The organism is Actinoplanes cyaneus (assembly GCF_016862095.1).
GTDB lineage: Bacteria > Actinomycetota > Actinomycetes > Mycobacteriales > Micromonosporaceae > Actinoplanes > Actinoplanes cyaneus.
In genome coordinates this window covers 12,919-30,763 of sequence record NZ_BOMH01000092.1, presented here as the reverse complement: position 1 = coordinate 30,763, position 17,845 = coordinate 12,919, and the positions used below count along the sequence as shown (strand labels likewise).

13 protein-coding genes and 2 pseudogenes are annotated in these 17,845 nt (G+C 68.0%); 9 read left to right on the top strand and 6 right to left on the bottom strand.

The features are described from left to right. Both Acy02nite_RS44150 and Acy02nite_RS44145 read left to right on the top strand, forming a co-directional pair. On the top strand, positions 1-837 hold an 837-nt coding region (locus Acy02nite_RS44150), incomplete at its 5' end, for a tetratricopeptide repeat protein (protein ID WP_203755566.1). A gap of 438 nt (positions 838-1,275) precedes the next feature. Further along, on the top strand, positions 1,276-1,656 hold the full coding sequence (locus Acy02nite_RS44145; RefSeq protein ID WP_203755565.1) for a hypothetical protein: 381 nt from the start codon (positions 1,276-1,278) through the stop codon (positions 1,654-1,656). A 476-nt stretch (positions 1,657-2,132) separates the two neighbouring features. On the opposite strand, the pseudogene Acy02nite_RS47045 reads toward Acy02nite_RS44145, so the two are convergent. After that, positions 2,133-2,486 (bottom strand): annotated as a pseudogene (locus tag Acy02nite_RS47045) (transposase); the annotation flags it as partial. A gap of 243 nt (positions 2,487-2,729) precedes the next feature. On the opposite strand from Acy02nite_RS47045, the gene Acy02nite_RS44135 reads away from it, so the two are divergent. Continuing rightward, the gene (locus Acy02nite_RS44135; RefSeq protein WP_239175855.1) at positions 2,730-3,635 is read left to right on the top strand and encodes an SCO2521 family protein; all 906 of its coding nucleotides are present in this window, start codon (positions 2,730-2,732) and stop codon (positions 3,633-3,635) included. Here Acy02nite_RS44135 and Acy02nite_RS44130 read toward each other — a convergent pair. The 5 genes and pseudogenes from Acy02nite_RS44130 to Acy02nite_RS44105 all read right to left on the bottom strand — a co-directional run bounded on the left by Acy02nite_RS44130 (position 3,632) and on the right by Acy02nite_RS44105 (position 12,491). Beyond that, a complete protein-coding gene (locus Acy02nite_RS44130) occupies positions 3,632-4,588 on the bottom strand; it encodes an SCO2522 family protein (protein ID WP_203755563.1) in 957 nt (318 codons plus the stop codon). The genes Acy02nite_RS44135 and Acy02nite_RS44130 overlap by 4 nt on opposite strands. Continuing rightward, positions 4,585-7,866, bottom strand: coding sequence for a WD40 repeat domain-containing protein (locus tag Acy02nite_RS44125; protein WP_203755562.1), 3,282 nt, complete (start codon positions 7,864-7,866; stop codon positions 4,585-4,587). Before Acy02nite_RS44125 ends, Acy02nite_RS44130 begins: the two co-directional genes overlap by 4 nt. 941 nt (positions 7,867-8,807) lie before the next feature. Continuing rightward, on the bottom strand, positions 8,808-10,220 hold the full coding sequence (locus Acy02nite_RS44120) for an esterase/lipase family protein (RefSeq protein ID WP_203755561.1): 1,413 nt from the start codon (positions 10,218-10,220) through the stop codon (positions 8,808-8,810). A gap of 140 nt (positions 10,221-10,360) precedes the next feature. Further along, a pseudogene (locus Acy02nite_RS44115) lies at positions 10,361-11,866 on the bottom strand (NF041680 family putative transposase). Next, the gene (locus tag Acy02nite_RS44105) at positions 11,853-12,491 is read right to left on the bottom strand and encodes a GNAT family N-acetyltransferase (RefSeq protein ID WP_203755560.1); all 639 of its coding nucleotides are present in this window, start codon (positions 12,489-12,491) and stop codon (positions 11,853-11,855) included. Before Acy02nite_RS44105 ends, Acy02nite_RS44115 begins: the two are co-directional and overlap by 14 nt. Before the next feature lie 371 nt (positions 12,492-12,862). Here Acy02nite_RS44105 and Acy02nite_RS44100 point away from each other — a divergent pair, with 371 nt between their 5' ends. The 6 genes from Acy02nite_RS44100 to Acy02nite_RS44080 all read left to right on the top strand — a co-directional run bounded on the left by Acy02nite_RS44100 (position 12,863) and on the right by Acy02nite_RS44080 (position 17,730). Beyond that, positions 12,863-13,804: a site-specific integrase gene (locus tag Acy02nite_RS44100; protein ID WP_239175854.1), complete on the top strand. Its 942-nt coding sequence runs from the start codon at positions 12,863-12,865 to the stop codon at positions 13,802-13,804. A gap of 115 nt (positions 13,805-13,919) precedes the next feature. Further along, positions 13,920-14,051 carry a hypothetical protein gene (locus tag Acy02nite_RS47420; RefSeq protein WP_264653445.1) on the top strand — a complete coding sequence of 44 codons (132 nt, stop codon included), beginning with the start codon at positions 13,920-13,922 and terminating at the stop codon, positions 14,049-14,051. Continuing rightward, positions 14,048-14,383, top strand: a complete 336-nt coding sequence (locus tag Acy02nite_RS44095; RefSeq protein WP_239175853.1) for a helix-turn-helix domain-containing protein — start codon at positions 14,048-14,050, stop codon at positions 14,381-14,383. The genes Acy02nite_RS47420 and Acy02nite_RS44095 overlap by 4 nt, the downstream gene beginning before the upstream one ends. A gap of 2 nt (positions 14,384-14,385) precedes the next feature. After that, a complete protein-coding gene (locus Acy02nite_RS44090; RefSeq protein ID WP_203755559.1) occupies positions 14,386-15,678 on the top strand; it encodes a hypothetical protein in 1,293 nt (430 codons plus the stop codon). A 106-nt stretch (positions 15,679-15,784) separates the two neighbouring features. Then, entirely contained in the window at positions 15,785-16,294 is a 510-nt protein-coding gene (locus tag Acy02nite_RS44085; RefSeq protein WP_203755556.1) for a hypothetical protein, read from the top strand. A gap of 239 nt (positions 16,295-16,533) precedes the next feature. Further along, a complete protein-coding gene (locus Acy02nite_RS44080; RefSeq protein ID WP_203755554.1) occupies positions 16,534-17,730 on the top strand; it encodes a TolB-like translocation protein in 1,197 nt (398 codons plus the stop codon). Positions 17,731-17,845 lie beyond the last annotated feature (115 nt).

The following is a 17,845-nucleotide window of genomic DNA, read 5'->3' as shown; positions in this document are numbered from 1 at the left end:
CTAGGCCCGGACCACCCCGACACCCTCACCACCCGAAATGACCTCGCCTGGTGGCAGGGAGAAGCCGGCGACCCGGCGGGAGCGGCGGCCGCATTCGAGGCCCTGCTCGCCGATCGACTGCGGGTGCTAGGCCCGGACCACCCCGACACCCTCACCACCCGAAATGACCTCGGCCGATGGGAGGGAGAAGCCGGCGACCCGGCGGGAGCGGCGGCCGCATTCGAGGCCCTGCTCGCCGACCGACTGCGGGTGCTAGGCCCCGACCACCCCGACACCCACATCACCCGGACCAATCTCGCCCGGTGGCGAGGAGACGCTGGGGACTCGGCCGGGGCAGCAGCCGCATTCGAGGCCCTGCTCGCCGATTCTCTACGGGTGCTCGGCCCCGACCACCCACACACCCTCACCACCCGGAACAACCTCGCCTACTGGCGGGGGGAGGCTGGGGATCCGAGCGGAGCTGCGGCCGCGACCGAGGCCCTGCTTGCCGACCGTCTACGGGTGCTCGGCCCCGACCATCCACACACCCTCACCACCCGGGCCAACCTAGCCCGGTGGCAGGGAGAAGCTGGGGACCCGGCCGGGGCCGCAGCCGCGTTCAAGGCGATACTCGCCGACCAACTACGGGTGCTAGGCTCCGACCACCCCCACAGCCACATCTTCATCACCCGGGTCAACCTCGCCCGGTGGCAGGGAGAAGCTGGGGACTCGGCCGGGGCCGTAGCCGCGTTCGAGGCGCTACTCGCCGACCAATTACGGACCCTGGGCCCCGACCATCCTTACACCCTGGTCACCCGGAACAGCCTCGCCTACTGGTCGCGGCATACAGGCCATTAGCTGTGGTGTTGGGGTACTCCCCAGGGACTGTGCCAGGAGCGGTGTTTCCGGCCCGACACGCCAGGCTGAAGACCGGGCGGGATGGGCACCGTGACTGATGACATAGAAAGTTGTGAGTCCACGGAAGAAGCGAGGTCCCCTGGTTTGGAGGACGACGCCGGCACGCTGGCGATCTGAGCACGTTGGCGCGACCGCACCCAGATCGCAGTCCCCGCTGACATCGGCTGGTCACCATCAGCGGCGCTGAGCCGACCACTCGGCTACCGCGCGGTGCTCGCCCCTGGTAGCCAACCAGACGCCCAGCACGGGGCGTCGCTTCGCCCCGAGCCGGCGTCAGCCGGTTCTTTCAGCAGTCACCAGTAAGGACACGCCTGCCTAGCGGCCGGCCGCTTCTTCCGGCACGATCTATTTCTGGTTCTATCCGTAAAAGGAGGATCCTTGACTTCGATGCGCCTGGTGAAGCGCCGCGTGACGGTAGTAACCCGGCTGGCTCTTGCGTTGACCATCAGTCTGGTAGCCGTCGCGGCCACCGCACCTCCGGCCCTGGCCGGCCCATACACCTTCCACTACCGCCAATCGGCTGGCTACGGCTCAACGTCGGGCACCAGTGACTATAACCCGTCAACCGGCATCGGCTCGGCTACCGGATCGGTAAAGGACCTGGACGCAGACGGGCACTGCGTCTTCGCTCGCATCACCTTTACCTCGGGCGAGACCCGGGACACGCCGCGCGCCTGCCCAAAGGGCTCAAGCAAGTCTTACCGCGTCACCGCGCACGGTCAGGTGTCGCTGGTCAAGATGGCGAAGATTCAAACCTGAACAAGCTCGCCTCGGGCAGGTCGACCAGAGATCGGCGGCGCACTCGCACGCTTGCATGATCACGTCCCGTAGGACGTTGGTACCGGCGAGGCCTGATCTCGTCGCCACGCCCATCGGCGGCTCATGCCCTGGGGACGTTACGAAGGCGCAGACACGGGTTGCGTTACCTATCTTGCCTGCGTAAACGTCTACGTTCTTTCGGTGTATCGCGAACGTTCGTTAACGGACAGAGCATCCACGCACCGCAACACCACTTGCGGCCAAAACTCGCCCAGCACGGATAACGGCGCCATCCACGACTCCGCTGCCAACACCTTGCCTAGAACCCTGCTGGCTCGGTCGGGGTCAGCGCTGGCGATTGCCCGAGCAATCTGGGCCAGCGCCTGCGCCTGCTGGTCGGGGTCGGTGATGGAGCGGGCCACGGTCTCGGCCAGGTCGGCGGCTGCCGCAAGATCCGCGCTCCGCACAGCGGAACACTGGCGTTTCTTGACGATCTGCGGCTCGAATGAGCCGGCACGGTCGCGGGGCACGTCGATCTGCACGTGACCGGTGGCGTCGGTAAGCACCGTCTTCGACCGGCTTCCGTTACACACGTTGCCCGATCCGGCACCGGCCGGATCGTTCTTGGCATAGCCGAGGTGCTGCGTCATCTCCTCGTTCAACGCGGTTTCCAGGACCGCCTTGGTCAGTTGCTTGAGCAGCCCGTCCGGCCCGGTCAGCGACAGACCCTGCTCCTTGGCAAGCCGCACCAGCTCCGCTGCGGCAGCAGCCTCCGCCGCCGGCTCCGGCTTCTTCTTAAGAGGGATCACATCATCCAGTGTCTCGGTCATCACGAGGCCTTCCTCGCCGGGCCACGCCCGGCGGGTCAGACCGGAAACACCGAAAGATCCACAGTCCCCGGCGACAAATCTGCGCCGTGACCTTGCCGAATATAAGCAGGCCCGACGCGATCTGCCCGGGGACTGGTGGCGTGCTTCACAACCGAGATTCGCGCGCGGCGCGCTTGCGGTCGATGGTCCGGATGGAGTGCAATCGACGTCCAAGGGTCGGCACATCGACGAGGGCGGGAGCCGATGAGGATCAGTGTGGGCGAGGTCCAGACCGGTCTGCTCCGGCACTCTGCTCCGCTATCGTCTCGGGAGGTTTACCAGCTGCTGGACGGTATCGGGCCGGGGGCAACGGAGTTAGCCGAGCGGCCGATCGCGTACGCGCGATCGAGTGCCACCCTTGCTGGGGTGGACTGTGCTGTCGAGGCCGGGGCTGGCCGACGCCTGCGGGCCGTGGGAACGGTGGAGGGCCGGGTCTCGTTGATCGGCAACCACGTGGTGCAAGGCGTGGCGTCCACGGTCCTGCAGCGTGGCCAAGGATCCGATCGTCAGCCGTGGCCGCACTACCTGAGTCGTCCGGGTGTGGTGGAGTTGCTCGGCCGTTTCCCTTCTGGTGATGTCGTGGGCGATCCGCTGTCTGTCGCTGACTCGCTTGCTCTGGGAGCGGCGAGCAACCGGCTGCTGGGGGCGGCTCAAAGCGTCTCGCATTTGGACCGGCGTCCACCGCTGCGGACGGCCCGTGGCTGGCTGCGCTGGGCGCACGTCGAGCGCGAGGGAGGCACACAGGTGCGTTTCGTTCTCCAGGCTGACGGCATTCGTACGCTGGAGGTCCGCGGAGCCGAGGCATTCGATGTGCGTACGTTCGCGGCGGACGTTGCCTTGCATGACTGGCTGCTGACTACCCTGCTCGATCTCGTGCGGCGAAGTCCGATCGGCGTCCTGCCGCCGGCCGAGGCGGTGGCTCAGCTGCAGCCGGCCATTGAACACCTGCTGCACCTTTGGCTTCCGAACGCTCGGGGTGGGCTGGCTGGCCGGGAGATGTGGGACGGGCTGGATCAGCTTGCCGGATTCGGCCGTCAATGGAGTTCGCTGGTCCAACGGGTGCGCGACGTACTGGCCCTGGCCGTAGTTAGCGCGACGTTGCCGGTTTAGTCTGCGATCACGTAGTCGGTGCGTCCGATGATCTCACTGGACAGCGGTAGCCTCTCGGCGGCGGCCCGTTCATTGCTCTGGACTATCAACGTCCAGTCCACCGCGACCTGACTGAGGATGGTCCGTACTGCCTCCGGACGGACCGGCGACGTAGTGTTCATGAAGGACAACGTGCGATAGGCGCAGAACGCTGGCGCCGCAGGATTCAGCCGGATGATCGGCGGCATCTTGGCCCACTCGCCTGGGAGCGAGTCGAGCGAGCTGGGAACGAAAACATCCCGGCCGTGGCTGCGCAGTAGGCCCAAGCGGAATAGCTGCCAGGTGGCGTAAAGCATGGAGGCCGACCACAACCGGCCGTCCGGTCCGTCCGTCCACAGCTCGACGTCCAAAAACACCGAGTGGCTCCGCACAGCATGTTCGCGTGGTGGCTGCCACGTCCGCGGCGCGGACATCGCCGCGACCGAGCTGGACGGGGACCGTTCACCGTTGGTGAGCCAGCCGACGGCGCTGACCGGCGGACGCGCGGCGGTGGTGCCCGCAGGCGGCTCTTCTACGATGCGTTGGCTGACAAGTTCCGCCGGGCTGATGTCGCCGAACTGGGCGAATGCGGCCAGCCGAGCCACGTAGTCGATCTCGAGTCCCGCGCTTCCTGCGGCCTCGAGCAATGTTGTGAACACCTCCGAAGGGGTGTGGGTGGCGGTAGCGGAGAAGTCGTCGACGAGGACGCAGGTACTTATCCGAGGCCGGATCCCCTCGCGGCTCTCCTCGACCTGCCGGGCAGCGGCGACCCACGGAGCGCGAGTCGCGAACTGCCGCGTAATTGACGCCGGATCCGGTGAGAGGAGCTCCTCCAACGGGAAATAACCAAGTTCGATCGACCGGTGCGAGTACGGTACGGAATGCACCCGGGGTACGGCCGCTTGCTCCTCAAAGATCCACTCAGTCTCTGTCATCGTCGCCCCATCTCCTCATTCCATAGGATGCGCGGGGTGACCAGCGCCACGCCGTCGTCGCCAGCCACGGCCAGGCCGTGGCCTGTCCAGCAGAGCACATGCATGCGCAGGCCGAGCGGGATCGTTTGCTGGCAGGTGTCATCTGCGCTCCACAGCCGGATCGTCGCATCCTGGCCGAGTGTCGCCAACATGGGCGCGCTGTCCGCTCCGGGAACCACGGCGAGGCTCAGCGCACCGCCGAGATGTGCGGCGATCGGTGGTGCCGCGGGGTCGCCGGTGACCGGATCCCACCGTTGCAACGCACCTCCCATGTCCGCCGTCATCAGCTGGGAGTCGCCGTCTGGGCCGGTCAGGGCGATCAGTGCAGTGCCGCCGCCGGGTTGCCCGGCCAGCGGTGTGCCGGCCGGGCAAGCGGCGCGCAGATCCCAGAGTTCGACCACGCCGCGCCGCAGGGCCAATGCGAGCAGCGGCTGCTCGTCAAGGCCGACGGTGATAGCCAGATCGTCGACGGGGACAGTGCGATAGGGCCACGGAGCGGCCACCGGTCGCCCAGACCGCAGATCCCACAGGCCGACGCCCGCGTCGCCGGCGCCTGCCACCAAGAAACCGGCCGGGTCCGGCACGGTGATGAGGCGGCGAACCGAGCCGGGCAGCCCCAAGATCGGTTGACCCTCGGGTTGCCCGGTGACCGGGTCCCAAGCCCGGATTGTCCCGTCATCGCCGGCACTCACCAGTAGGTCGCCGCGAGTACCGGCGACGGTGGTCAATGCGGTCACCGGCCCTGTGTGGCCGGTAAGCGGCTCGCCGTACGGTTCGCCGGTGTCGCACCGGGTCAGGCGAATCGTTCCGTCGTCGCCGGCGGTAGCCAGCAGAGCGCAGCCAGCAGCATGCACCACCGCGAGGTCGGCGATCCGGCCGGTGTGCCGGACTCGTGTTCTTGGCGTCGCTTTCGCCGCAGCGACATCCCACAGCCGGACAGTCGCGTCGTGGCCGCCGCTGACCAGCAGTGATGTCCCGTTCGGCGCGGTGACCACGGCGAGCGCGGTGATCGGCTGCGTATGCCCGGTCAGCGGCGCCCCGTGCGGTCTACCAGTCGCAATGTCGCGTAGCCGGATCGTGTTGTCCTCACCAGCGCTGGCGAGCAGAGTCCGGCCATCCGGACCGGGTAGGACTGTTAGTGCGGTGACCGGGCCGTCGTGCCCCATGAATGGGCGGCCGACCCGCTGCCCAGTAATCGGATCCCACAGCCGGATGCTGGCGTCCTCCCCGCCTGCGGCCAGCAACGGATCGGCGCCGTTTAGGTGCACAGGGGTGAGGGCGAGCACCCGGCCGGTTTCGCCGATCTCGAGGCGGAGGATTTCGCCGTCCTTGCCCCGCTCCCACACCTGGATCGTCGCATTGTCGGCGGCGCCGGCGACCAGCGTCCGCCCGTCTCGGGTTGCGGTGACCGTGAGAGCGGTGATCAGGGTGTCCAACTCGGTGGCGATCAGCGTCCTTGTCTCGGTTCCGGCATGCCAAAGCCAGACCTTGGCCTCGTCGTTCTCGACGTCGGCCGATGCGACGATCGGCTCCTTGCCCGGCGGCGCAGCTGTGGCGAGCGCCGACAGGAGACCGCGTCCCGGCACGCCGGGCAATTCTCGGGCCGGGCGGCGACCAGCAGGATCCCAGAGCCTGATAGTTCGGTCGGCGCCCGCGCTGACCAACAGGGCGTCGTCCGCGCCGGTGGGCAGGGTGGCCAGCTGCGCCACGACCCCGCGGTGGCCGGTGAGCGGGTCGAGGGGCTCACCGCTGGCCGAGTCCCAGAGCAGGATGGCCGAGCCCCAGCCAGCTGCCGCCACCAACGCGCGCCCGTCGTCTATCCGGACGCCGACCAGCGCGGCGATCCGTCCGGGCGAATCGGCGAGTATGACATGCGGTGTTACCGGTGCTAAATATGCCCAGTTCACCGCCCAATCGGCAGCCGTATCGCCTGCCTCGGCCGCGAAGACAGTGATGCCGGCGTGCCGGGCCATCGCCAGGCGGCGTATCCCGGCCCGGTCACCCGCCGCGCAGCCGATCAGCTGCCGACGGGCGGTCAGCACACCGATCAAGGTCGCAGGTCGTTCGGCCGGGTCCATGTCGGCGCGCAGGATGTCGAAAGCGACGGCGTGCGGGTCGAGCCGGTCAATCACGTCCGGGCGGTCGCCCAGCCGTTGGATTGCGGTCGCGCCGCCACGGATCGCATGCGCGGAGAGCCGCCGCGTCACGTACGGGTTGCCGCTGCCGGCGAGCTCGATCAGCGCGTCGACGATCCGTGCGTGCGCCGTCTCGACCTGCGCCGGTGCCAGCTCGGTCAACAGGTATTCCTGGAAGGTTCGGTGCGCCAGCCGGTATACGGTCTGCCCGGCCTCGCTATCCAGCATCAGATAGGGCGCTGCCTCGTCAAGCAGGGCGCTTAGATCCTCGGCGGTGGGTGCCCAGGGGCCGAGCGCAGACGCGACGGTGAGCCAGACCTGATCGCGCAGCGGCAACCCGCGGCCCAGCCCTAGGGCGAGCGCAGCCAGCAACGCTCGGTGCCCAGGGTTGGCGGCGGTGAGCCGGTCCACGGCCGCCGCGAACAGGGTGCGATGGTTGCCGGCGAGCAGCCGGGCCAGCCCGCCGTCCGGCGCACCGCGGAGTGCGCCCGGCCGGGCCAGCAGCTCGTGCACCGCCAGTCGGGCGAAGAGAAACTCTTGTTCTCGCACCTGTACGCCGAAGGTGAGCGCCGCGATCAGCGGCTCCTGTCCGGAGCCCAACGCGGCGGTCAGTCGTCGGCTCACATACCGCCCGACTGCGGCGTCGTCACGTTCAACCAAGAGGACGTCACTGTCCAGGCCATCCGCTCGTAACGCGTTCAGTAGTTCGGTGTCCGCCGGGACCGGCCCATCGGGAACCGCGTGCAGCGAGCTACGGGTGCCGACCACGACGCGTACCCAAGGCAGCGCCGCGAGCCTGACGATAAGACCGGCCATCGCTAGCGGCTGCTGCGCCTCGTCCAGGGCGTCCAGTAATAGGGTCAAGCGAGATCGCATGTACCGCGAAGGTGCTCCCATCGCGGAGATCAGCCAGTCGACCAGGCTCGTTGAGGCGGTCAAGTCCGGCAACGCCTGAGACAGCCGAAGATCCTCGGCGAGGCGCCGCACCGCGTCCTCCACAGTGAGGCCGGTAAGCAGCACCGAGGTGGCGAACGCCTCCGGCGGCGGCAACTCGTCCGCGGGGACCGGTTCGATCAGGCCGGCCGCCTCGAGGGCAGCCAGCAACGCTGGATGAGTGCGGGCCACGACCTGCCCGAGCAACGCCGACTTTCCGGTGCCGGGCGCGCCGGTGACGATTAGCAGGCCAGTGCCCCCGCCCGGCCTCAGCCACGCCGTGATCGCCCCGTAGCTCGGCGGCGCGTCCTTCGAAGAACCACGGCAGCTCGCCTACCTCACCGCCGCGGGCCTTGGGCAGGAAATGCCGCCGTACGTCCCCAGGCAGTAGCCGGATCTCACGGTCCACATCGACGGTTACCGGCAGCGTTGCGGCCGCCGGCGCCACCCGCACCAACGCTTGTGAGCCGAGCCATCGCGGTACGAGGTGCGCCTGCGGCAGAGCTGCCTCGAGTTCCCGATGCAGCTCGCGCAGCTCGATCCGCTCGTCGGTGCGAAACGCCCAGGTCAGGCAGTAATCCAACGCGTCATTGAAGGACCCTAGCCAGGTAGCGCCGGCGCCCGAGACGCCGACCAGCAGCACCCGGCGTGGGTCGCCCGGCCACTGCTCCAGCAGGCTGTTGACCAGCTGAACGAAGCGGGCCGATTGGCAGGTGTCGATCACGACGATCGTCCACGAGTCGATGGAGGCCCGCTGCCGGTCAGCGATCGCGGCCGCCAAATCATCCGGCTTGATCCCGTTCGGGTACGGCACAGGTGGGCTGTTGTGGTGCACGAGCGCGGCCACGTCCCCATTACTCCATCCGTGCCCGACCCAATAAAGCACCGAATTCCGGTCGGAGTGCCCATTGGCCCACTCGTGCAGCCGCTCGCCGGTCGCGTCCGCGCTGCGCTCGGCCATGCCGGCCGACCACGTCCGTACGTCGGCGCCGAACGGTTCGAGTAGCCGGCCGAGCCGATCGGTTTCCCGCTCGACATCGAGCTCGACCCAATCGGCGTCGCGGTATTCACCGATGGCGACCGGCCAGATCAACAGACCGTCGCCCGCAGCCTCATCCGTCGTCATCGGAGGCGTCCGCGGCCAGTACCAGCTGGCTGACCCCGCTGTATCCGCTGCCGCCGACCTCGAGCCGGTACAGGCCGGGCCGGGGCAGAGTGACCTCGATACGCGCCTCGCCGTCACCGCGCGCGACATCGGGGACCGCCACCGTGCGGCCGCTGTCTGCCTCCGTGACTCGGCATCGAACGCCCTGATATCCGTCGGCGCCCACAGCGTAAGCCGAAAAGGCTTCACCAGCCGTGACCACGTCGGGCAGTGTGAGTCCAAGTCCTGGCCCGGCCTGTGGCGGGCCGAGCAACGCGGGATCGCGTTCGGTGAGTACGCCCCGGACCATCGCTCGGCCTTCATCGCTGCGCGCCAGCCGACCGTGCTGCTGCGGCAGATAAACGTGGGTGGCGCCACCGAGCGAGGCGGCGCCACGGTATACCGTGCCGTCGCCGGCCTCATCCGACCAGGACGCTGTGCCGTCGCCGGCGTCGACCCAGAGGCCGTTCGATGTCTCGACCACCCCGTCGCGCACAGTCAGGCTCTGCGCTGTCGGCTGCTCTGTGCCGACGATCGGCCGGTGCCCCGGCAGCGTCACATCCCGCAGCCGCTCGTGCAAGGCGGTCGCCGCTCGGAACAGGTCACGGTCCGCCCCCAGACCGACCGCGACGTCTTCGCTCAACCTCTGCCCGCGCACACCGTCGTCCACGCAGCGATAGAACGGCAGCAGCTCGTGCACGCCGGGCAGCCCCGCAGCCAGCGCCCGCAACCCGTCGTCGCCGGTGCGCCGGAAGGTGGCCCGCCACGACCGCCGGGCCGGCAGTATCCGGGTACCCCGCCCGACGTTCAGCATGGCTGTGGCCTTCACCGAGCCGAAGAACGGCGTACCCAGGGTCACCACCGCCCGGACATCGTCGGCGGCACCCGGGATCGTGCACAGGTAACGGGCTAGCAGGCCACCCATGGAGTGGGCCACAATCACGACCTGCGCGGGCCGGCCGTCGGGGTGCCGGCGCCGGGCATCATCGTGTGCCGGATCGGCCCGCCAGCGGCGCAGCTCTCGGTCGATCCGGTCGGCGAGCAGGCCGGCGTTGTGCGCCACCGGCAGCCGCCAGTCATAACCGAAGTCGATCACCGGCGCCGCGGGGACGACTCCGGCGCGTGTCGTCGCGATCAGATCCGTGTACGGCTCGAAGCCGGCCAGGATGCGGGCGAAGGCGGGGAAACGCAGGGCACCCGTCGCGGTCACCCGGCCGTATCGACCGACTCGCTCGTCGTCGGTGAGCCGGAGATCGGTTAGACCCGAGCCGGTCGTCCAGGCCCGGACGTACCACTGTGCATCGCGCAGGCCCCAAAGGACGCGCTTGTCCACGCTGTCGATCAGCTCACTGCCCATGATGCCGGGCACGACGACCACCACGTCGTGTGACCGGGTTCCGGCGTGCAACGGCGCCTCCATCGCCTCGGATGCTAACGGCTCCAGGCCTCGGTCGGCGATCAGCCGTCTAGCCTTACGTGGGGCGAAGGCGGTCAGGTTCGGCGGCAGTATTAGCTTGTCGTTTAACCAGTTCGGCGGGGCTTGGTGCCCTTCTTGTGATGGGTCGGCCGCTGGTGTGCCTGGCCGGTGACCAGGATGAGTCCCACATCGTGGCGGACAGCGGGCTGCCGGTTGCGGGAGCCTGGCGGGCGCCCGGGACCCGGGCGGTTGGGTTTCGGTGCACGCGCTGGCGAGCCGCTGTTCGTGCGCAGGTTCCGGAACCCCCGCCGCACCCGGGCCGGCGTGAGCCGCTCCGGCGCCATCGGACGTTCCCAGGGCCGGCGCAGGTCCTGAGCAAGAGGCCGGGCGAGACGCAGCTGAGTATGCGCGGCCAGCACAAGCCACGTCCACCGGTCCGCGGCGGCCGGATCGCGCAGCTGCGGCGCGGTCCAGCCCAGCGTCTGCTTCAGCAGACGGAAGGTGTGCTCGATGTCGAAGCGGCGCAGGAACGCCTGCCAGCACCGGTCGACATCAGCATCGGTGGCGTCGGCCTTGGACCACCACAGCCACAGCGGCTTCGGCTCACCGCGGCTGGGCAGGTGCTCGACGGTGAGCCGGATGACCGTGCCGGCAATGATCGGCAGCGCCTGGTCGTGGTCGACCCACGCAGCTCGACGGGTCAGCCGCGGATGCAGCCGGTCCCAGGCCTGCGCCTTCACCTGGCCATAGAGGCGGGTGTCGGTGACCGTGAGCGCGTGCTCGACGTCCCAGGTGGCGGGGTCACCGAAGACGAACTCCCCGCCGTGCTTGGCTGGCCGGCCGCCTTCAGGGTTGTAGATCCTTGGCGGCGTGGGGCGGCGTAGCACCCGGTCGGAGCGCATCCGGCCGAGGATCTCCACCGGCAGGTCGCGTAGCAGCCAGGCGATGCGTAGGGCTTCGTAGCCGGCGTCGAGCACGATGAGGATGTCGCGGTCGCCGGGCTTCCACTGCCCGGCGTCGGTCAGCCGGTCGACGAGCTGGCGGATCTGCGCGCAGGTGATCGTGGTGACGTCCGCGCCGGGCGGCAGCCGAACCGCGTCGAGCAGGGCGGTTCAGGAGGTGCGGCCGGTCTCCAGGGCGGCGATGATCGAGCACGGCCAGCCCGGGATCATGCGGTGTTCATCCTTGCCGCGGCCGTAGGTGTGGCAGAACGCGCGCTGCGGACTGCAGTTGCCGTCCGGACGCAGCCACGGTGAGACGTCCACCGCGAGGACCAGGCGGCCGTCGGCCGCCCGCGGCAGCGGCAAGCCGGCCAGCTGCCGGCGAAGCGACTCGACGTCGATGCGCCCCACGTTGAGCGCGTCATACATGGCGCCGTGGCCACGCCGGTGCTCCGGCGACAGGGACGGCCCGACCAGCGTCTTGACCGGCCCGTCGGTACACAGCAGGGCGTCGGTCAGCTCGAACAACGCGTCCGGCCGCCGGGTCATGCACTGGTAGAGCTGCTCGCGGAATCCCGCCAACACATCGATCGCATCTGCCCTGTTCGTCACGACCGCCACAACGAGCGTCGATAGCGCCAGATGCGTCTTCTCGTCATCGGGCAACATCCGTCGCCGATGGCCAGGCTGAAGGGAAGACCCTACGAGTGCGCGGATTGCTGAGGTCAGGGGGTGGCACGGCCGCCGCGCCGTGATTGTGCTCCAAGAATCCTGAAGCCTGGGTGCTGAACGTTGAACGTCGCATCTCAAACACGAAGTTGTCGCGACCTGCCCCATTGAGCCGGGTGCCCGCACGGACTGCGCCCACCTTCACCAGCGCCCGCTGGGAGCGCCAGTTGTCGGGGGCGACCAAGAACACTATTCGCTCGACGAAGCCGAAGGCGTGGTCACGCATGAGTGCTTTAAGCTGCCCGTTCGTCTGGCCGCCCCAATAGGCCCGAGAAAGGAACGTCCACCCAATCTCAACTTCGCTGCGTTGCGGATCGTAACCGTGAAATCGAGAGGATCCGATCACATGGCCTGCTGGGGATGTCACTGCCAAGGCGCCGCCGGACGATAAGGACTGGGCGAAGAACTCCTGGAACACTCCGCGCTCGTATCGATCAGTCGCGGGATGTTGGGCCCAGATGAGCGGGTCGCTGGCGACTTGGTAGAGCGCCTCGAAATCCGTCGCGAGCAGCGGCCTCACGCCGACAAGGTCTCCGCTGAGCGCAGGTTGAAGATCGAATGTCACAGCTCGGAGCGTATCGATCAGCAGGAACCGTCGGTACGTGCCTGCCGCGGACGACAAGCTTTGGCCAGTTGATGTGCGCGCCCCAGCGCATTGGCCGGCACTCACCGTAGTCACCTTGACCAAGCAGCGAGCTCGTCCGTAGCGGCGACAGGGGCAGACCAGAGGTTAAACGACAAGGTAAGTGGCTGTCTTTCAACCTGAACCGTCGCGAATTGCAGAGGATGCGAACCCGCGACTGAGTGATGTCGGTCTTGCGGGACATGCTTCGTTAGGGGCCCCGTCGGTGCGCTGACCTCGCGTTTCGGCATTTCATTCAAGGCTGCCGTGCCAGCCGTGCCAGCACCGCAGTCGATGACGGGGCCATGGGCCGGATGTCGAAGGTGATTGCTGAGCTGTACAGTCTCCCCCTGTTCGCAGAAAACGCGAGAATTTCGCATGCCATGCGAGGGGTAGAAGTGGCGGTTCCTGAGGGCTCTGCGGGCCTGCACCTGGTACGGGGCGTGCCGCTGCTGCACCCGGAAGAGCAGGTGTTTCAGGCCATGCTTGACGGCTGGCGCAACCAGCAGCTGGCCCGCAACCTCAGCTTCGGCACCATCGAACCCCGCGAGCGTCTCGTACGGCGGTTCCGCAACTACACCGACGCTGGCCCGTGGGCGTGGAGCGCGGCTGACGCTGACGCGTTCTTCGCCGAAGCGCGGGCGGTCAAGCACGTCAGCCACGCCACGCTGCTCGGCTACCAGACCACGCTGCGGCAGTTCTGTGACTACATCACCGACCCGCACTACGGCTGGCCCGACGAGTGCCAGAACCGCTTCGGGACCCACCCGATCCAGGTATGCACCGAATGGAACACCGGCCGCCACGTCCAAGAAGCGCTGGGCCGGCCCGGCAAGCGGGCGCTGACCCATGACGAACTGCAAGCCCTGTTCGACTACGCCGACGAACGGGCGGTCGCCGCGCAGTCCTCCGGCCGCAAGGGCTGGAGCAGCGCATTTCCTGACTCGGTATTGCTTAAGACCGCCTACGCCTGGGGACTGCGCCGCAACGAGGCCGCGCACCTGGACCTGTGTGACCTGGCCAACAACCCGAAGGCGCCGGAGTTCGACGGCTACGGCATCATCCGGGTCCGCTACGGCAAGGCCATGCGAGGCTCCCCACCGAAACGCCGGTCGGTGCTCACCGTGCCGCTGTTCGACTGGGCCGTCGACGCACTGAAGCAGTGGGTGGAAGAACTGCGCCCGGCCCTGGCCGAGCCCGGCAACTCTTCGCTCTGGCCGTCGAGCGCAACGACCAGCTCAGCGCCGGGACGGTGAGCACGGTGTTCACCCGCTGTCGCAAGGAACTCGGTCTCGCTGATGGGCTCGATTTTCATTCGCTGCGACGGTCGTATGTCAGCCACCTCATCGAGGCGGCTATGACGAGTTGTTCGTGCAGCAGCAGGTCGGCCACGAACATGCCAGCACCACGTCGATCTATACCCACGTCTCGCCCGACTACCGGGCCCGCACCGTGCGCGCCGCCCTGGACCGCGTCGCCACCCAGATCAGGAGCAACTCGTGAGCCGCACGACGATCACCTACTCCTGGAGGCTGCGGGAGATCATGGCCGCTCGCGGCCTGAACAACATCTCCGACCTCATCCCCTTGCTCACCGAACGCGGGATCACGCTGTCGGCGTCGCAGATCTACCGCCTGGTCGGTGACCGACCCGAACGCATCTCGCTGGCCGTGCTCGGGGCGCTGATCGACGCCCTCCAGTGCACCGTCGAAGACCTCTGCGCCTTCCGCGTCGAGGCCGCCGCCGCACCCAAGGCGGTCAACGCCGGCCCCGTCGTGGTCGACCTAAACAAGACCATCCGGCCCAAACGCGCCCGGGTGCGCCGCACTGACTGACCATGCCCGAACAGACCTGCGTCCGCTGCCGGCACCAAGGCGAGCGATACCGCTGGTGGGGACACCGCGACGACGGCATCATCTGCTCCCGCTGCCACCTCGTCGAGAGATCGACGGCAGTCCTGGACGACGGCAGCGGCCGGGTCGCTCCATCCCTACTTGCCCTGCACCAAGCCATCTGCGAACAGCCCAGCGCCGACGCCGGTCTGGTGTGGCTGATCTGCAACCGGCATGTCGCCCCGCTACTGGGCGACCTGGCCACCGGACGACTTCCGCTCACCCACGCCACCCTCGACGCCCATGAATCACCGCAGACAGCGATGCACCTGCGCGACATGCTGATGCAGCACCAGATCCTGCCGCACCGCGACCGCTACCTGGTGCTCTTCGAGAACTGGTTGCGCGGCAAGCTCAACACCATCGAACCCGCCGACGACCAGCAACTCATCCGCCGGTCCGCCACCTGGCGCAGCCTGCGGCAGCTTCGGCAACGGGCAGCCCGCGAACCGCTCCGACCCGGACTCACCAAACGGCACTGCCACGAAATCAACAGCGCCGCCGCCCTCCTGGCCTGGCTGCGCCAGCACGACACGACACCGAGGGCCTGCACTCAGACCGACCTGGACGCTTGGATCACCACCGGGAACTCCAGCCGGCAGGGCAGCCGAGCGTTCGTCGTCTGGTCCACCAAGAACGGCACCATGCCGCGCCACCTGCACCTGCCCTACCAGCAGAGCGCAGCCCACGAGACGATCACCCAGGCGCAACGCCTCCAACTGCTGCGTGACCTGCTCGACCCTGCCAAACCCTTCTTCCAGCGTGACCGCGCAGCCGCCCTGCTACTCGCCCTGTTCGCCCAGCCCTTGACCCGCATCGCCGCGCTCACCATGAACGACATCGACCTCAGCGGCGACGAAGTCCGTATCACCCTCGGTCCGCACGGCCCGATCCCCGTTCCCGAACCGTTCGGCCAGATCCTTCGCGACCACGCCGCCGACCGTGGACCCCGCAACGTCGAGGCCAACCGCACCAGCCCCTGGCTGTTCCCCGGCAGACGACCCGCCCAGCACGTCCACTCGACCTACCTGATGAACCAGCTGGCCAAGTCCCGGATCAACCTGCTCGGCACCCGCCTCGCCGCCATCCGCACCCTGGTCCTCGACATGCCCCCAGCCATCGCGGCACAAGCCCTCGGCTACACCCCCGAATGCGCCGAAGACCACGCCACCCTGGCCGGAGCAACCTGGGCCAGCTACGCCGCCCACCGGCGACGACCCGGCGATCGTGAAGCATGAACCCCTTCACTACGGCTGTGCTCGACGGACGCGGATCGCGGCAGCAGCCAGCGCATACGGCAGACTGATCGCCGTGCGAGCGAGGCGAGAGAACGACGACAGAGAAGTGGCCGCCAAGGGCGTGGCTGCCTACCTGGCGGACGATGGAGCAAAGGTTTACAACCTCACCGAAGCTGCCGTCCAGAAGAACGCGCTGACAGCAGCTCTCAACTTGACCGCTCTCGCAGCGGAAGCAGTCGCTGAACTGGCCGCCACGAGAGGACTTGAGTCTCAGCAGATCCTCCAGGCGCTCACCACGGGCCAGCTCGACACGGCTGACCACGGTTCCGTCCCGGAGCCTGCAGCACAGGTCATCTACCCGGCCTCGATGGATGACTACGACTGGGCGATGACCGAGACCAAGGGCTGGATCGAGATAACGGTCCAGTGGGACGCCCGCCGGAAGACGATCACCTTCTACGACCCAACCAGGCTGGCTCAGGAAGTCCAGAGCGCCGCGACTCGATCCGGCTACTTCGCCGAATCTGCTGTCGTCGTCCTGCCGGCCGTCACCAAGGAAGCCATCGAAGCGGCCATCGCTCAAATGGCCCAGAGGCACTTCGCGGACATCGACTGAAGCGCTGCTCCGCATGATCCGTAGGGCGCCACACGCTGCGAACTCACGGCACTTCAATACACGATGCCGTCAGTATTTTCGCAGGTAGAGCGACTTTCGGAATACCCGCAAGGATGTGCGGCGTTCGGGTTGCCGTCACCGTGACGGGCAAACGAACGCTCGAGGTCGATGAACAGCGACGATCTCGTCGAGGCGGTGGAGCACAACGCTTGTTGATCGCAAACCGGTACCGTGACACGGTGATTGAGGCGGTGCACCGGGCCCTGCTTGCCGCGCCGGTCGAACGGCTGGTTGCCCATCCGCGCCTGCCGCTGGTCGCTGGCGTTGATGCGACCCGGCCAGCGGTGTACGTGTGGGATCTCCATCTGCGGCCGGTCGGGACAATCAGCGCCGACGCGGACAGCTACGGCAACTTGCCTCCCTGGGAGCGGTACGAACAAGTGCCGGAACTCGCGTGGCACCCACACGAGCCGATGCTCCTGGTTACCGCGGGCGGAGTGCTGTGGCGGTGGACGCCCGACGGGGTTACGACCTGGCCCACCGAATACGGGAGCCTCGCCTTTAGCCCAGACGGAGGCACGGTGTGGGCATCACCCGCCAGTGTCGGTGGCGAGGACGCCTGGCTGGCCTCGGATGTGGTCGAGCACGACGCCAGCGTGGTCGGCGGCGGGCCGCGCTGGGACACCGGTGTTGCCGAGCATCCAGCCGGCGGCCTCGTCCTCACCCTGGCCAGCGACCAAGGCGCGACGCTGGTCCTGTTCGCCCGGAGCGAGGATCGGAGGATGCGGATCCGCAGTCGAGCGCTCGTGCTCGACGCTGATGGCTACGAGACACCGGTATGGAGTCCAGACGGACGACGCTTCGCAGTGCGCGGCAACGCCTACGTGCAGTCGCTGGAGGTGTACTCGTTTCCTGCGCTGGAGCGGCAGGTGGCCCTCACACTGCGGGAGCCGGCTCCGGCATCGACTCCGGATTGGACTGAGTTCGCGCTGGACTGGCTGCGGAACGACATCGCGTTCGGCCACGACCCGGACGTGCTGTGGATGGGCACCCCTGAGGGTGCACTGCTCGCGCTTGACCTGGCAGCCGGGACAGCCACCACCCACCCCGTGGGCGGCGCTGGAGTAACCGCGCTGGCCCGCATGGCGAGCGGCCAGTTGGTCGTGGCTGACCGCGACGGCGGCCTGGTCCTGTTGTCTGTGCCGGGTGCCCCGGTCACCCCAGATGCTGACGGAGTAGCCGGATTCCTCGCCGGTACCGAGCCGATCGACGCCACTGGCTACCTGTGGGACGAGCTTGAGCGCACCGACGGCGTGCGCACATGGCGTGACGACGACCTTGCCCGCGTCGTTGAGGCCAATGACGACGACCCTACGTGGCTGCGCCTGCAGGCCGCCATCAATCAGGTCAGAAGCGATCGCACCGACCAACCGTAACGAGCGCGGCGCATTCTGCCAGCCGAAGGCCCGTGTCGCGTCCGGTCGGGACGGCTCCGTCAACGGGCACGGTACGGGGTAGCGGTTCCAGGTAGCGCCAGAGTTATGCGCCGCG

Bases quoted from the DNA above. Each gene is read 5' to 3' on its own strand.
- Acy02nite_RS44135 (WP_239175855.1), top strand. From the start codon at position 2,730: ATGAGGATCAGTGTGGGCGAGGTCCAGACCGGTCTGCTCCGGCACTCT.
- Acy02nite_RS44130 (WP_203755563.1), bottom strand. From the start codon at position 4,588: ATGACAGAGACTGAGTGGATCTTTGAGGAGCAAGCGGCCGTACCCCGG.
- Acy02nite_RS44100 (WP_239175854.1), top strand. From the start codon at position 12,863: ATGTCGAAGGTGATTGCTGAGCTGTACAGTCTCCCCCTGTTCGCAGAA.
- Acy02nite_RS44090 (WP_203755559.1), top strand. From the start codon at position 14,386: ATGCCCGAACAGACCTGCGTCCGCTGCCGGCACCAAGGCGAGCGATAC.